11 protein-coding genes and 1 pseudogene are annotated in these 15,747 nt (G+C 62.3%); 7 read left to right on the forward strand and 5 right to left on the reverse strand.

The genetic code is table 11. The features are described 5' to 3' along the window. The first annotated feature begins 264 nt into the window (after window positions 1–264). Together N554_RS0120420 and N554_RS0120425 are read left to right on the forward strand one after the other, a co-directional pair. The gene (locus N554_RS0120420; RefSeq protein WP_029585170.1) at window positions 265–1,413 is read left to right on the forward strand and encodes a sensor domain-containing diguanylate cyclase; all 1,149 of its coding nucleotides are present in this window, start codon (window positions 265–267) and stop codon (window positions 1,411–1,413) included. Window positions 1,414–1,486: 73 nt separating this feature from the next. Then, the gene (locus N554_RS0120425; RefSeq protein ID WP_029585171.1) at window positions 1,487–2,596 is read left to right on the forward strand and encodes a DUF2336 domain-containing protein; all 1,110 of its coding nucleotides are present in this window, start codon (window positions 1,487–1,489) and stop codon (window positions 2,594–2,596) included. 63 nt (window positions 2,597–2,659) lie between these two features. Here N554_RS0120425 and N554_RS0120430 read toward each other — a convergent pair whose 3' ends face one another. Together N554_RS0120430 and N554_RS0120435 are read right to left on the reverse strand one after the other, a co-directional pair. Continuing rightward, window positions 2,660–3,298: an NrsF family protein gene (locus N554_RS0120430; RefSeq protein ID WP_029585172.1), complete on the reverse strand. Its 639-nt coding sequence runs from the start codon at window positions 3,296–3,298 to the stop codon at window positions 2,660–2,662. A 2-nt stretch (window positions 3,299–3,300) separates the two neighbouring features. Then, window positions 3,301–3,846 carry a sigma-70 family RNA polymerase sigma factor gene (locus N554_RS0120435; protein ID WP_029585173.1) on the reverse strand — a complete coding sequence of 182 codons (546 nt, stop codon included), beginning with the start codon at window positions 3,844–3,846 and terminating at the stop codon, window positions 3,301–3,303. 339 nt (window positions 3,847–4,185) lie between these two features. On the opposite strand from N554_RS0120435, the gene N554_RS0120445 reads away from it, so the two are divergent. The 4 genes and pseudogenes from N554_RS0120445 (at window position 4,186) to N554_RS0120460 (ending at window position 8,665) form a co-directional block, all read left to right on the forward strand. Further along, a complete protein-coding gene (locus N554_RS0120445) occupies window positions 4,186–4,893 on the forward strand; it encodes a hypothetical protein (RefSeq protein WP_029585174.1) in 708 nt (235 codons plus the stop codon). Window positions 4,894–5,053: 160 nt separating this feature from the next. Further along, window positions 5,054–5,833, forward strand: coding sequence for an enoyl-CoA hydratase (locus N554_RS0120450; RefSeq protein WP_029585175.1), 780 nt, complete (start codon window positions 5,054–5,056; stop codon window positions 5,831–5,833). Window positions 5,834–6,183: 350 nt separating this feature from the next. Beyond that, entirely contained in the window at window positions 6,184–7,602 is a 1,419-nt protein-coding gene (locus N554_RS0120455) for a TolC family outer membrane protein (protein WP_029585176.1), read from the forward strand. Between the two features lie 98 nt (window positions 7,603–7,700). After that, window positions 7,701–8,665, forward strand: a pseudogene (locus N554_RS0120460) (amidohydrolase family protein). Between the two features lie 9 nt (window positions 8,666–8,674). Here the strand turns inward: N554_RS0120460 and N554_RS0120465 are convergent. The 3 genes from N554_RS0120465 to N554_RS0120475 all read right to left on the reverse strand — a co-directional run bounded on the left by N554_RS0120465 (window position 8,675) and on the right by N554_RS0120475 (window position 14,759). Continuing rightward, window positions 8,675–11,797, reverse strand: a complete 3,123-nt coding sequence (locus N554_RS0120465; RefSeq protein ID WP_029585178.1) for an efflux RND transporter permease subunit — start codon at window positions 11,795–11,797, stop codon at window positions 8,675–8,677. A gap of 48 nt (window positions 11,798–11,845) precedes the next feature. Further along, complete coding sequence (locus N554_RS0120470) at window positions 11,846–13,090, reverse strand: efflux RND transporter periplasmic adaptor subunit (RefSeq protein ID WP_029585179.1); 1,245 nt, start codon at window positions 13,088–13,090, stop codon at window positions 11,846–11,848. A 271-nt stretch (window positions 13,091–13,361) separates the two neighbouring features. Further along, a complete protein-coding gene (locus N554_RS0120475) occupies window positions 13,362–14,759 on the reverse strand; it encodes a CoA transferase (protein ID WP_029585180.1) in 1,398 nt (465 codons plus the stop codon). A 55-nt stretch (window positions 14,760–14,814) separates the two neighbouring features. On the opposite strand from N554_RS0120475, the gene N554_RS0120480 reads away from it, so the two are divergent. After that, the gene (locus N554_RS0120480; protein WP_029585181.1) at window positions 14,815–15,102 is read left to right on the forward strand and encodes a hypothetical protein; all 288 of its coding nucleotides are present in this window, start codon (window positions 14,815–14,817) and stop codon (window positions 15,100–15,102) included. Window positions 15,103–15,747: the final 645 nt, after the last annotated feature.

Below are 15,747 nucleotides of genomic sequence, written 5' to 3' on the forward strand. Positions count from 1 at the left end.
ATAAACGGAAGGGGTATCATAATACAGCGGCCCTTCCCACCCCGCAGATCTCGGGCGCTACCAAGGCTTGATCGCGGCAGCATTCGCTTGGTCCGTTCGCCTGGCGCCCGGCAGATTCGCCACCCTACCCTGATCCAGCTGATTTCCATTGCCAAACAAGGACAACGGAAACTTTCGATCGACCAGATTCGGCAGTGAAAGATACCAAACCTAAAGGCTTTGCTCCCTAGAGTTCCGCCTCAGGTATTCCACCGACGGCGGGACATGAGCAGCGCAGCTTCATTGCTTGAAGACCGGAGCGCCGACCATGCGCCCGCGCGCCCCGATGGGCTGACGTCGGAGGTGCTGAAGCGCCGCGTCGGCCAGCGCCGTCAAATGCTCGCCGTGCAGGTCGTCAGTTGCTCGCTGAGTACGCTGATCCTGTTGGTCTATTGTTACGCCGGCACGATTTCGATCGTCATTCCCACGGCCTATTTCGTGTCCGGCGTAGGGCTGACGGGATTTTTTCTCGTACTGTCCGAAGCCCATTTCAACGACAGGTTCGAGGATCACTATCTCACGGTCTTTCAGGTCGGCGGCCATGTCGCGCTCCGGCTCGGCTTCCTGCTGGCGGCACCGGAAATCGGCTACGTTTTTCTCAGCGTCGTGTTCTTGATTTTCGGATTCGGCGCGCTGCGGATGACTCCCCGGCAGGCAACCATTGCGTGGACCCTCACGGTAGTGGGTTTGGCTCCGATTTTTTTCTTTACCAGCACGCCGATCGGCATGCCCGTTGACACCCATGCCGAACGTTTTGCCGCGACGCTGTGTTACGTGCTGACGATTGGACAATGTGCGTTTGTCGGACTGTACGGCAGTTCAATGCGGAAAATGCTCTATGACCGCAGCTTCGAACTCAAGGCGGCCTATAAGCGCATCGAAGAGCTTGCCGAACTCGACGAGCTGACCGGCTCGCTCAACCGTGGCTGCATCATGCGAATGCTGGTTGACGAGATCGCCCGCGCCCACCGCAGCAAGACGCCCTGCTCGATCGCGCTGATCGATCTCGACTGGTTCAAGCGCATCAACGACGCCTACGGCCACCCCACCGGCGATGAAGTGCTCAGGGCGTTCGCCATCACCGTGTTCGCGAACATCCGCGCTATCGACAAGTTCGGCCGTTACGGCGGCGAAGAATTCTTGCTGGTACTTCCCGACACACCCCATGATACTGCCGCACGCATCCTTGACCGGCTGCGGGCAATCGTCGCCGATCTCGACTGGAGCGCGTTCTCACCGGACATGCGGGTGACGATTTCCGCAGGCGTGGTGACGCTGAGGCCGGATGAGACCGACGATGCATTTTTCGCCCGCGCCGACAACGCGCTCTATGCGGCCAAGGCACGAGGCCGTAACCGCATCGCCAGTACCTGATCCGATCACTTCACTTACCGGGGACCAAGAAATCGTCGCTGGTCAAGATATCCGAATGCTCCAGGATAGAGTCATGAGTTCGAAAGTCGCCTCCCCTTCCGAAAGCCTGCTCGACGAGTTGCAGGCCACGCTTACGCACGGGACAGTGGCGCGCCGGGTCGAAACCCTGCGCCGCGTGACCGATCTTTTCCTCAATGGCGCGGTGGATTATTCGGGCGAACAGATCGAACTGTTTGACGACGTGTTCCAATGCCTGATGCTTCACATCGAGGCCTCGGCCAAGGCGCTGCTCGCCAATCGTCTGGCGCCGATCGATAACGCGCCGCCGCTCACCGTCCGCGCGCTGGCATTCGACGATCTCATCGAGGTCGCCGCTCCGGTGCTGTCGCGCTCGGAGCGGCTCGACGACGACGCGCTGATTGAAGCGGCACGCAGCAAGAGTCAGGCGCATTTGATGGCGATTTCGACGCGGAGGGTGCTGAGCGGCGCGGTCACCGACGTGCTGGTGCTGCGTGGCAACGACGAGGTTATCCAGAGCACTGTCGACAATCCCGGTGCGGAATTCTCCGAACGCGGCTTTAGCCGGCTGGTCGATCGTGCCGAAAGCAACGACAATCTTGCGACCTGCATCGGACTGCATCCGACGATTCCGCGGCATCTCTACCTGAGGCTGCTCGCGAAGGCCTCGGTGACGGTGCGGGCGCGGCTCGAGGCCGCCAACCCGCAGCACGCAGCGGACGTTCCGATCGCACTACGAGAGGCGACGCGGCTCGCGCGTTCCTCAGCCTCGGCCATTACCCAGGAGACGGTAATCGCCCACGGGCTCGTCAAATCACTCTACGATGACGGCCGGCTCGACGAATCCCAGGTCGCGGCGTTTGCCGACGCGAGCAAATTCGACGAAGCCAATGCCGCGATTGCAGCGCTCGCCAACGTTCCAGTGTCGATCGCCGAGCAAATGATGGTGGAAACCCGTTGCGAGGGTGTCATGATCCTGGCGAAGGTCGCGGGGTTCTCGTGGTCGACGGTGAGGGCGATCATCAGCATGCGCGACGATCTTTCGGGCATCAAGCCCACGGATCTTGCGGCCTGCAAGACCACCTACGAACGGCTGCGCCCCTCGACCGCGCAGCAGGTGCTGCGCTTCCACCGCATGCAGCAGGCCTCAGCGCCGGCGGCGTGAGCAGGCAATACGCCAGGCGTCACATTCATGTCACCAACGGCGGGACGACACTGAATTGCGCCGTTAGAACCGCAGCACCTTCGATCCCGCCAGCGCGCCGATCGCGGCCACCAGCGCGGTGGCGATGGTGTACCAGGTCGCCACGAACAGCGGTGAATCATCCGCGCAGTGCGCGGCGTAGAGCGTCGCCGCCAAGCCCGCCGACAACAGTCCGGCGATCGCGCCGGCGACCGCGGGTCGGGTCGGGGCACCGTGACGCAAGCCGATCAGTGCCGCCGCCAACAGCGGCAGCGACATCAGCGGAATGGCGACCAGGCAAACCCATGAATTGTTGCCGATCAGCCGCGTCATCATCGGTAGCCGCTGCGGCATCATCATCTCCCCTGACAACCCGGCGGCCAGAAGTCCGGCCGGAATCAACAACAGCCATCTCCAGCCATTCAGCGAAGCTTCCGGCCGCGACAAATGCAGGCTGATGGCGATGGCCGGGATCGCCAGCGCCAGCGTCACCGCAAACTTCAGATCGAAGAAGGGATTGCGCATCGCGGTCATGACATCCGGCCGCACGCCGAGCCCGACGAAAAATATCGCCACCGAAGCCGGCGCCGCGGCGAGCAACGCCAGTGCCAGCACCAATCCGACCGGCCGCGCTTGGTGCGCGTTATCGGCGGCCAGGGTTCGAATGAGCTGATCGGTTTCCATTCTCAGTGTTCCCGCAGTTTGGCGATGAGGCCGGCAAGCCCGCGATGCAGCGCCACGCGCACCGCCCCCTCGCTCATCGCGAATTTCGCCGCGGTCTCCTTGATCGACGCGCTGTCGACCGCGATCGACTGCAACACCTCGCGCTGCCGCGCCGGTAGCGACTGCAGCTGCGCCGCGACTTCGCTCGCAGGCGCGGTCTCCGCGGCCGGCTCGCTCGCCATCGTCTCGGAGAAATCGTCGATGTTGACGAAAACCCGCCGGCCGCGGCGACGCAACGCATCGATCAGTTTGTTGCGGGCGATCGCAAACAGCCAAGGCGCGAACGGCGCGTTTATGTCCCAGGTATGCCGCTTCAGATGCACCGCCAACAAAATGTCCTGCACGATGTCCTCGGATTGATCGACCGGTTGCCCTGCTCGCGCGAGACCCCGGCGCGCTGCGGCCCTCAACACCGGCGTGACGGTTTTGAGCAGACGATGATACGCCGCACTGTCTCCTGAAATCGCCGACCGCATCAGGCCGGTCCATTCGTCTTCATGCTGGCGCACGCGCGCTCCTACACCGCAATTCGATCGATCTTTCAATTTGTTACGTCAGCAAGCCTCGATCACGAACTCGTGATCGGCGCCTTCGCCTCGCGCCCCGCCCGCCGGGGAATCGCAAACCCGACTCCGCTGCCGGCAGGCTGATAACATCGATCGATCCTGTCTGACACCCGCCGCCTTGATTCCAAAAAAGAATTCGCGAACGAAATGTCTGCAACCACGCACCGGCTGCTGCCCTGCTTTCGCCCGGTGTAGCGCGAAGATTCCCTTTTTCTGCCCCGCTGCGGACACGCCGCAGGGTCTCTTTTCGTCTCGGGAGCTGGCAAATGGGGAGATCGCCAGATGAAAATCACAGCCAGCGGGCGCTCGGCATCGATACTAGCGACATGGATACTGGCAACAGGGCTCTTTGTGTGTTTCGCGGGGCCATCGCAAGCGGCACCGGACGAGGATACGGCGAAGTATGCGACATCGCAGAGTGCCACAGACGCACCCATGGCGCTCAACAAATACACCAAACACGGCTCGCGGCACGGGAAAAAATCCGCGCAGCGTAAATCCGAAAAGGTCGCGGAGAAATCCGATACCGGCAAGAAGACCGATGTAACCAACGTCGCTGATAGCGGCGGTGACAATTCATCTGCGATTCCGCTTTGGGTGGCCAATGCCCATGCGCAACTGGCCACCGCCGCTACGCCAACCAGCAACGCAGCCAAGGCGATGTCCGCCCGCGCCAACGAAATTCTCCACAACGCGAACGCGCCAGACAAGCCGGTTGAGGCGCAACCGGCCACTGATACCGAGGTGGTCTCCGCCGATCAGCTCAACGATATCGATCGCGCGCTACAGGCCACGCAACCACCAGCGCCCACCCTGGCGCTGGCCTCGGTCGAGCCGCCGGCAGTGCCCGTCGCGCCGAGCGCGTTCGCGATGGTCGCAAGCAATACTGAAAGTTCCACCTGGGATCAGGCCTCCCTGATCGGGAAAATCTTCATCGGCTTCGGTGCGCTGCTGACGATGGCTTCCGCCGCGCGCATGTTCATGGCGTAGCGTCATTGCGAAGCGAAGCAACCCGGAGGCCGCAAGCCCAGACTGGATTGCTTCGTCGCTCACGCTCATCCCTATGACGGGATGAAGCCTGGCCGCAATCCCTCTTGAAGCTCATCCCGCCAGCGGGCACATTGCCCGCGAAATCAGCACGGGGTGGACCATGAGCACGTTCGAACACATCATCGTCGAAAGCAAAGGCGCGGTCGGCGTCATCACGCTCAACCGCCCGAAGATGCTCAATGCGCTGTCGTTCGGCGTGTTCAGAGAAATCGCCGCCGCGGTCGACGAACTCGAATCCGACGACGGTATCGGATGCATCCTGCTGGCGGGCGGTGAAAAAGCCTTCGCCGCGGGCGCCGACATCAAGGAGATGCAGCCGAAAACCTTCATCGACATGTTCTCCAGCGATTTCACCACCATCGGCGGCGACCGCGTCGCCAAGTGCCGCAAGCCGACCATTGCCGCCGTCAGCGGCTATGCGCTCGGTGGCGGCTGTGAACTCGCCATGATGTGCGACATCATCATCGCCGCGGAGACCGCGAGGTTCGGCCAGCCGGAAATCACCCTCGGCACCATTCCCGGCATTGGCGGAACGCAGCGACTGACGCGCGCGGTCGGCAAATCGAAGGCGATGGATCTCTGTCTCACGGGGCGGATGATGGATGCCGCCGAAGCGGAGCGCTCGGGCCTCGTCAGCCGCGTCGTGCCGGCGGACAAGCTGATGGAAGAAGCGCTATCGATGGCGGAAAAAATCGCCTCGATGTCGCGCCCCGCCGCCGCGATGGCCAAGAGCGCCATCAACCGCGCGTTCGAGACGCCGCTGTCCGAAGGACTTGAGGTCGAACGCGATCTGTTTCACTCGACCTTCGCGCTCGAAGATCGCTCCGAAGGCATGGCAGCCTTCATCGAAAAGCGCAAGCCGGTGAATAAGAACAGGTGATCTCGTCGTCCCCTGCGCAACGGCTGCGCCGGCGAAGTTATTACACTTCCCTCCCGGGTATTTGCGGTATTTGCTAATTTACGTGAACTGCGTGTACGCAAGACTATTGCGGAGGAACTTGCCTGAACCGGGTTGGTAACGGTCGGCGTCCTCACTGCATTTGGACACGCAAATGTTACCGCAAGCGCCGGAAACGGCCAGGCAGTAGGTCGTTCGCGCAACACCTCCGGTGAAAAATTCAATTCCGCGTCCTTTCCAGGCGCGACCGTTTGCCTGTGGCGGGAGCGCCGTCTAAACAGGTAAACGTGTCGAAGGCGGGGGCCGACGACCAGAGTTGCAACAGGATCTTTATGATTAAGAGTGCCGCTAAAGTAGGCGACGTGGGAAAACGCGTGCTGCGATCGGGTATTTGCCTTGGTGTCGCGACCTGTGTCGGTTTTGCAGCTAGCGCGGCGCGGGGCGAAGCCCTCCCCGAGGCTTTGGCCAAGGCCTACCAAAACAATCCGCAGCTAAATGCCGCACGGGCGCGGCAGCGCGCCATCGACGAGAACGTGCCGCAGGCACTCGCAGGTTACCGGCCGCAGATTGTCGCCAGTCTGGGCGCCGGATTGCAGGCAGTGCGCGACCTGCTGGTGGACAACACGGTTCAATCGGCGACTTTAAAGCCCTGGACCATCGGGGTGACGGTGACGCAGACGCTGTTCAACGGCTTCAAGACCGCCAACAGCGTGCGGGTGGCGGAACTGCAGGTGCAGTCGGGGCGCGAGGCACTACGCAATATCGGTCAGGGCCTGCTGCTCGACGCCGTCACCGCCTACACCAACGTGCTGGCCAATCAGTCGCTGGTCGAGGCGCAACGCGCCAACGTCGCATTCTTGCGGGAAACCCTCGGCATCGCCCAAAAGCGTCTCAACGCAGGCGACGTAACGCCGACCGACACTGCGCAAGCCGAAGCGCGGCTTAACCGGGGCCTTGCGGATCTGAACGCCGCCGAGGTCAATCTCGCCATCAGCCAGGCAACCTATACCCAGGTGATCGGCAACCCGCCCTCCCGGTTGACTCCCGCCGAAACCGTCGACCGGTATCTGCCGCGCAGCCGCGACGACGCGACAGCGCAGGCCTTCAAGGAGCATCCGGCCGTCCTTGCCGCAAGCTTCGACGTCGATGTCGCCTCGACCACCATCCGCGTCGCCGAAAGCAGCCTGCTGCCAAGTGTCACGCTGCAAGGTAGCGCCAGCCACAGCAGGGATTCCGATCCCACGCTCAGCACCTTCAGGACCGACCAGGCTTCTGTAATCGCGCAGATGAACGCGCCGATCTATGACGGCGGCAGCGCGGCGTCGCAGACGCGGCAGGCCAAGGAACTGGCCGCGCAAAGCCGGCTGGTGCTCGATCAGGTTCGCAATCAGGCCCGCACCGCGGTGGTCGGCGCGTGGGTGGCAAATGAAGGCGCCAAGATCGCGGTGGCGGCCTCGGAATCCGAAGTGCGCGCCGCGACCGTCGCGCTGCAGGGCGTGCAGAAGGAAGCGCAGGGCGGCCAGCGCACAACACTAGACGTGCTGAACTCCCAGCAGGATCTGATCTCGGCGAAAGCGCGGCTGATCGGCGCGCAACGCGACCGCGTGATCGCTTCCTATGCGATGCTCAGCGCCATCGGCAGACTCGACGTCAAGACGCTTTCGCTCAATACGCCCGACTATCTGCCGGAGGTGCACTACCATCAGGTGCGCGACGCCTGGCACGGCCTGCGTACGCCATCGGGGCAATAGGATACGGCCTAATATCTGCGACGCTGCGCCGACCGCATAACGTGCTATTCTCTCCCCAAGCGCGCAACTGAATGCGCGAGAAACAAGGGAGAACACCAATGCTGACGCGACGCAGTATTTTGCTTGCTCCATTGCCGCCGGGGTGATCATGCCTAACCGAGCCGCCTTCGCGAAAGCGGCCCAGCCATCGACGCCGGTGAAGTTCGACGTTCCCGCCGGCGCCTGCGATTGCCACACCCATATCCACGGCGACCCCGAGAAATTTCCGTTCTTCTCAGGCCGGGTCTATACGCCGGAGCTGGCATCCCCTGAAGAAATGGCGGCCCTGCACAAGGCGTTGCACATCGAGCGCGTGGTGATCGTCACCCCCAGCGTCTACGGTACTGATAATTCGTCGACATTGTTCGGCATGAAAGCGCGCGGCGCGACCGCGCGCGGCGTCGCCGTCATCGATGAGAAGACGCCGGACAGTGATCTCGACGGCCTGAATCAGGCGGGCATCCGCGGCATCCGGCTTAATCTTGCAACCGGCGGTACCAACGATCCCACTGTCGGGCGTCAGCGCTTTCAGGCCGCGGTCGAGCGCGTCAAAACGCGCGGCTGGCAGATCCAGATGTTCACCAGTCTACCGATGATCTCCGCGATCAAGGAGCTCGTCGGCGCCTCCCCGGTGCCTGTCGTATTCGACCATTTCGGCGGCGCGCAGGCCGAGCTCGGCACCGAGCAGGCGGGTTTTGCCGACCTCGTGGAGCTGGTGCGATCAGGCAAGGCTTATGTGAAAATCTCCGGCGCCTATCGGGCCTCGAAACTTGCGCCCGACTATCCCGACGCGGCCCCGCTCGCCAGCGCGCTGATCGCAGCGAATTCCGATCGCATTGTCTGGGGCACCGATTGGCCACATCCGGACTCGGTGACGCCGCCGGGACGAAAGCCGACCGAGGTGACACCGCTGTTTCAGATCGACGACGGCCGTCTTTTCAATCAGCTTCCAATATGGGCACCGGATGCAGCGGTCCGGAAAAAGATTCTGGTCGACAATCCGGCACGGCTCTACGGGTTCTGAGCGCCGCATTCAGCGCGCCCGCCGCGAGAAGACTGCGATCAGCACCGGCAGCGTTACCAGAATGACCAGCGGCGCCAGCATCATGCCGGTGACCACGACGACGGCCAGCGGCTTTTGCACCTGCGATCCGATCCCCGCCGACATCGCTGCCGGCAACAGCCCCACGCCGGCGACGACACAGGTCATCAGCACCGGGCGCAGTTGCAGCTCGCCGGTGCGGATCACCGCCCTCGTCCGGTCAAAGCCTTCGTCGATCAGCTGATTGTATTGCGACAGGATGATGATGCCGTCCATGACAGCGATGCCGAACAGCGCGACGAAGCCGATCGCAGCCGACACGCTGAATGGAATGCCCGATATCAAAAGCCCGAGCACGCCGCCGAAGATCGCCATCGGGATCACGCTCATCGCGAGCAGCGTGTCGACCATCGAACCGAAATTGAACCACAACAGCACCGCGATCAGCGCCAGGCTGATCGGCACCACGATCGACAGCCGCTTGATGGCGTCCTGCAGATTGCCGAACTCGCCGACCCACTCGACCCGCGATCCCGGCGGAAGCTGAACCTGGGCCGCGACCTTGTCCTGCGCTTCCTGAATCGCGCTGCCGAGGTCGCGCTCGCGCACCGAGAATTTGATCGGAAGATAGCGCTCCTGCTGCTCCCGGTAGATGTAGGCGGCGCCCGAGACCAGGTTGATCGACGCAACTTCGCTTAATGGGATCTGCATGACCGTCCCATTCGGGCCCGCCGCGCCGATCCGTAAGTTCTGGATCGCTTCGGCGCTCTTCCGGTACTCGGGCGCAAGGCGCACGATGATCGGAAAATGCCGGTCGCTGCCGCTCTCATAGAGATCGCCGGCACTGTCACCGCCGATCGCCACTTTGATCGTCGCATTGATATCGCCCGGGGTCAGCCCATAACGGGCCGCGCGCGCCCGGTCGATATCGATCTGGATGGTGGGTTGGCCGAGCGAGGTGAATACCGCCAGATCAGTGACCCCCTGTACCGTGGCAAGCACCGACTTGATCTTGTTGGCGGTGTCGGTGAGCACCTGCAGATCGTTGCCATAAAGCTTGATCGAGTTTTCGCCCTTTACACCCGATACGGCTTCCGAAACATTGTCCTGCAGATATTGCGAGAAATTGAATTCAACGCCGGGAAACCTATCATGAAGCTTTGCCAACATTCGCGCCGTCAGTTCGTCCTTGTTGTGCGGCCCGGGCCATTCGCCGATCGGCTTCAGCGGCGCAAAGAATTCCGCATTGAACAGGCCGGCGGCGTCGGTGCCATCGTCGGGCCGCCCATGCTGCGACACCACCGATTCCACTTCAGGAAAGCTGCGGATCGTCTTGCGCATCTCGTTGACATAGGCATTGCCTTCCTGCAGCGAGATCGTCGGGGGCAAGGTCGCACGGATCCAGAGATTGCCCTCTTCGAGTTTCGGCAAGAACTCCAGTCCGAGCAGGCGACCGAAGATGATGGTCATGACCACAAGACCCGCGGCGCCCGCCATCACCAGTTTCCGGTTTTCAACCGCCCAGTTCAACACCGGAAGATAGAGCCGGTGCAGCAACGCCATGATCGGGGTTTCGGTTTCCTCCATATGTGAAGGCAGGATGATCGCGCTCAACGCAGGAGTAATGGTGAATGTCGCGATTAACCCGCCTGCCAGCGCATAGCCATAGGTCCGCGCCATCGGTCCGAAGATGTTGCCTTCGACACCGCTTAACGTGAACAGCGGCAGAAACGCCGCGATGATGATGGCGGCTGCAAAGAAGATCGACCGCGACACGTCGGCGGCAGCTGCAAGGATGGCATGACTCTTCATGCCCATCGTGGTGTCGTAGGAGATATGGCCTTGCTCCGCTTCCGACAATTGAGTGGTTTGAGACAACCGGCGGAAGATCGCCTCCACCATGATCACGGTACCGTTCACGACCAGTCCGAAGTCGATCGCGCCGACCGAGAGCAGATTGGCGGATTCGCCGCGCAACACCAGGATGATCACGGCGAAGAACAGCGCGAACGGGATGGTGGCGCCGACGATCAGCGCGCTGCGCAGATCGCCCAGGAACAGCCATTGCACCAGTACGATGAGCAATATGCCGAGCACCATGTTGTGCAGCACGGTCGCGGTGGTGATGTCGATCAGGTCCTTGCGGTCATAGATCCGCTCGATCCGCACCCCCGGCGGCAGGATGCTGGAGTTGTTGATCGAGGCGACAAGCTTTTCGACGCGCGCAATGGTTGGCGAGCTTTGCTCGCCGCGCCGCATCAGCACGATGCCTTGCACGATGTCGTCATCCTGATCGAGGCCGGCGATTCCAAGCCGCGGTTTTTCGCCGACCGTGACAGTCGCGACATCCTTGACCAGCACGGGATTGCCGCCGCTTTGCGACACCATGGTGCTGGCAAGATCGTCGAGCGAACGGATCAGGCCGACTCCGCGCACCACGGCTGATTGCGCGCCGATATCCACCGTGTTGCCGCCGACATTGATGTTGGAATTTCTGACGGCCTCCAGCAGCTGCGGCAGCGTCAGCCCATAGGCGATCAGCTTGTTGAAATCGACCTGCAGCTCGTAGGTCTTGGTTTTGCCGCCCCAGCCGGTGACGTCGATCACGCCGGGCACGGCGCGAAAGCGGCGCTGCAACACCCAGTCCTGCAGCGTCTTGAGGTCGCGCACGCTGTAATTCGGCGGCCCTGCCAGCCGATAGCGATAGATTTCGCCGATAGGGCTGAGCGGCGAAATCCCCGGCTGCACGTTGCCCGGCAAAGGCGCCAGTTGCGACAGCCGATTCAGCACCTGCTGCTCTGCTTCGTAATAGGTGTAGTCGAACGAAAACTGCAATTTGACGTCGGACAATCCGTACAGCGAAATGGTGCGGATGGTACGCAGGTTCTTGATGCCGGCGAGCTGGGTTTCGATTGGAATGGTGATATAGCGTTCGATCTCTTCCGACGACAATCCCGGACTTTGCGTCACGATGTCGACTATCGGCGGCGTTGGATCGGGATAGGCTTCGATATTGAGCTGCTTGAATGCGATCACGCCGCCGATCATCACGATGGCGAACAGGCCCAGCATCAAATAGCGGCGGCTGACGGCAATGGCGACAGGGCGATCCATTCAGATCGGAGCTTTCAATGGATTGCCATGCGTTGCGTCACCACCGCGCTAGCTGCCGGATGCCGCGCGGTCGATGAACAGGCTGCCCCTTGTCACAATCTGCTCGCCCAGCTTCAAATTGCCCTCGACCTCGACGAGATCGCCATTGGTCAGACCGGGCTTGATCTGGCGCAGTTCGATCGTCTTGTCCTCATGCGCGACCCAGACCCGGACCTGATCGCTCTCATAGATCAAAGCCTGCTTCGGCACGCCGATCGCGGGGTGATCGCCGGCCGAATAGATCGTGACATTCGCGAACATTTCAGGCTTCAGGCGACCGTCCTTGTTATCCACCGTGGCGCGGACCAGAAGCCGGCGGGTGGCCGGATCGATCGCCGCGGCAACATAGTTGATGCGCGCGCTCAGCGAGCGGCCCGGCAGCGCCAATATGTTGAAAGCGATCTCCTGCCCCACCGCTACGTTCGAGGCATCGCTCTCGCGGACAAAGGCCGTGAGCCAGACCGTGGAGAGATTGCCGATCACAAATACCGGATCGCTGGCGCCGGAGTTCACATATTGGCCGGGGCCGATCTTTCGCTGCACGACCGTACCGGTGATCGGCGAGTAGATGGTGGTTTCCGGATTGATGCGGCCTTTCTCCAGAAAAGTCGATATGGCCTCGTCGGTCAGGCCGAGGATTCGCAGTTTGTTGCGCGCCGCCTCCAGCGCCGTTTGCGACGAGCGGAGGTCGTTCTGCGCCTGGATCAGAGTTGCCTGGGCCTGCTGATAGTCCTTCAGCGGAACCGCCTTGCCCTCGAACAGATCCCTGGCGCGCTTTTCCTGGAGCTGCGCCAGATCCAGCGCCGATCTGGCCTTGTTCGATGCTGTCGTGGTCGCAATGAAATCGTTCTGTGCCTGCACGGTATCGGCGGCCTCGATCACGAACAGCGGCTGGCCCTGCACGACGCTGTCGCCCGGCCGGGCCAACAGTTTGGTGACCCGACCCGCATAGGGCGAAAACACCGGCGTCGCGCGATCCTCGTCGACCGCGATCTTGCCTTCGGTGACGTGCTCGGCACGGAAGGCGCGCTCGGTCACCGGCTGAATGGTCAGGCTGGCCCATTCGGCCGGCGTCGGCGTATAGCGCGGCAATCCCTTCCGGGATTGGCTCGACACCTCGGAATGCCCCTGCTTTGCCCCGCCAATATGCCCAAGTTCGTAGAGCGCCGCGCCGGCAACTACCGCAAGTACCGCGGCAAAGGCCCGCCGTCGACGACTAAGAAGCTGCAATTGCTTGGTAAATTCCAACAACATGCGGCGCTGCCACTCGGCGATGATTCCGGGCAAGGAATACCTCATCGGCGTGCGCTAATATTGCCCAATTGGCGTTCCAAACAACCTAAAAACGCGAACAGCTTTAGGTTTTTGGCCGAAGGACAGCCGCCACCTGCATCGCTGTAGCGCAACGGCTGCGTGCTGCGAGCGGGTGCTGCGTGCTTTCGCTCGCGGCCGCGAGGCCGAGACCGGACGGAGGCAAAAAAAGTTGGACGCGCCGCTGATTTGCAACTCCATTGAGCGCGATCGGTCAAACCAGCGCCGGCCATTGCGGCGGATGGCTGCCGAGCGGCATTGCCGGGCGCGCCCAGAAGGCAGGCGTTCTCGACAGCACCGCCGAATGGCGCACGGACCGCAGCGGACCGAAGCCCGAGGGAACTTCTTCGACAAAGGGCTTTACGGATTCGGCCTTCAAATCGTCGGTCTTAAATCCATCGACGACGCGGCCAAGATTCCATAGCCATCGCCCGGTCTGTGCCAGCGACACGCGAACATGCCAGCTGCCGCCTTCGCGCGACTGGCGCGCCTTAGCCATCATTGCGCCGAACGCCATTAAATAGCCGGTGGCATGATCGAGCATTTGCGCCGGCAATTCTTTAGGGCCCTCGATACCGGCGGCCTGGCCTTCGGCATGATTGAAACCGGTCGCGGTCTGCACCAGCGAGTCGAAACCGCGCCGCTCCGCCCACGGCCCGGCATGGCCATAGGCCGACAGCGACAGGTAGACGATGCCGGGGCTGATCCGCGCTGCATCCTGCGGCGAGAAGCCGAGGCTCGCGAGCGCGCTCGGACGATAGCCTTGCGAGAAAACATCCGCCTGCGCCAGCAGATCGCGCAGCACGCCCCGTCCCTGCTCGCTCTTGAGCTCAACAAAACTTGTCAGCTTGCCGCGCCCGTTGTCGATGGTGAGCCAGGGAATGACCGGCAGATCGGGGCCGGAGATCAAGAGCACATCCGCGCCGTGCACGGCGAGCGTACGGCCGGCGACGGGACCCGCGATCACGCGCGACAGATCGAGCACGCGCACCCCCGCGAGCGGGCGGTCGCCGACGGGCCAGGGTTTTGGGGCGGCCTCGCCGATTTTTTCGATCGAGATCGGCGGCAGCGCAGCCAGCGCCTTGGCGTGAGGCAGATCAGACCATTCGTGATGCGAGCGCATCAGCGCCACCACGCAGCCGCCGGCATAGGCCGCGGTCTCGAATGCTTCGCCGTCCCATTGCATCAGCGCGGCCTGGACATCGTCGCGCTCCGGCTTGCAGTTCAGGAGCTCGCAGACGGCATCGCGGTGATGCGGGAAATTGGTGTGCAGCCGCACGAAGCGCTGATCTCGGGTCTGGTAGATTCCGGCGATGGCATCCCAGGCCGGCGGCGGCGGCTTGCCGTCGACGCGGAGGTAACGCTCGCTGCGGCATTCGACGATCGCGTGAGGCATGTCGACCGCGACATCCTGCGATTGCCCGCTGCGCAATTTCCAGATCTGCGCGGCCGCAAGTCCGGCCGCGGCAACGCTGACCTGCGCCGCGGCGGCGAGGCGAAACGACGACGGCAGTTGCGGCTCTTCGCCTGTCAGCGTGACGGTGTCGAGCGCGGACGGATCGCCTGCGGCGGAAGTCCAGATATCGGCCAGAATTTTGCGGGGACTTTGCATGACCCTCACTCTTCCCTAACCTTCAAAGCTCTGCCTTACCGTGGAAGGAGTTGCAATGGCTGCCATCGATGCATTGACTGCCGGAGGCGTTTTGCTTGCGACTGCCGCGACCGATGCGGTCTATGTGATGTTCACCTCGGCGGTGGTGACTCGCCGGCGCGTGCCCGCGGCGACGTGGAGCAGCATATGGTATGTGCTCTCGTCTTACGCCGTGATCAGCTATACGGAAAACTGGGTTTATGTCGCCTTCGCGGCTGCCGGTTCATGGATTGGCGCCTTTGTAACGATCACCTACCTGCACCGGCCGCCCGGCGGTCCGCCGGTCGGCGCTGCGCCGGAGTAACTTCACCGTCATTGCGAGGAGCGGAGCGACGAAGCAATTCCATTCTTTCCTTGCGTGACGCCATGGATTGCTTCGCTTCGCTCGCAATGGCGTCATTCTAATTCCAGATGTGCATTCGCATCCTCGCGGCGCGATGCGCCCGAGTGATGCAAAAATCTTTCGCCCAGGAAAACAGAGGGCGTGGGGAATGCCGGGTGCACGGTGCACCCGCAGCCCGTGTGCATTGGTAGTAAGCACACGGTAGTCACCGCAGGTCACCGGAACACCCGGCATTCCCGCACGCAATGGTTTTAACGGCTTATACCGTGCTCTCCCCGGCGACGAATTCGTCTTGTCACCGTCGTCGGCGGATTAAGGTTTTGCCGAACCCGGTTGGGCTCGCAAAACCTCCGCCGACTTGACACCAGCAACGGGTGCCAGGACCACACGGTTTTGCCGTACGCATCAGCGCCGTTCGTCTGCGCGCCGCAATTCGCTCACGAGGTTCAACTCGCCCTGCGATTGCCATTGCGCGCCCGACGCTGCTGCGTCCACCGCATCCCACCCCGCGTCCGTGACGATCGCGATACGCCCCTCTCATGGGGTGAGACGGCGAGGCTTATAGATTTGATTTGGGTAAAACGGGAAGCGGAATATTTTTGCAAA

It is taken from the genome of Bradyrhizobium sp. URHD0069, assembly GCF_000701345.1.
Taxonomy (GTDB): domain Bacteria; phylum Pseudomonadota; class Alphaproteobacteria; order Rhizobiales; family Xanthobacteraceae; genus Bradyrhizobium.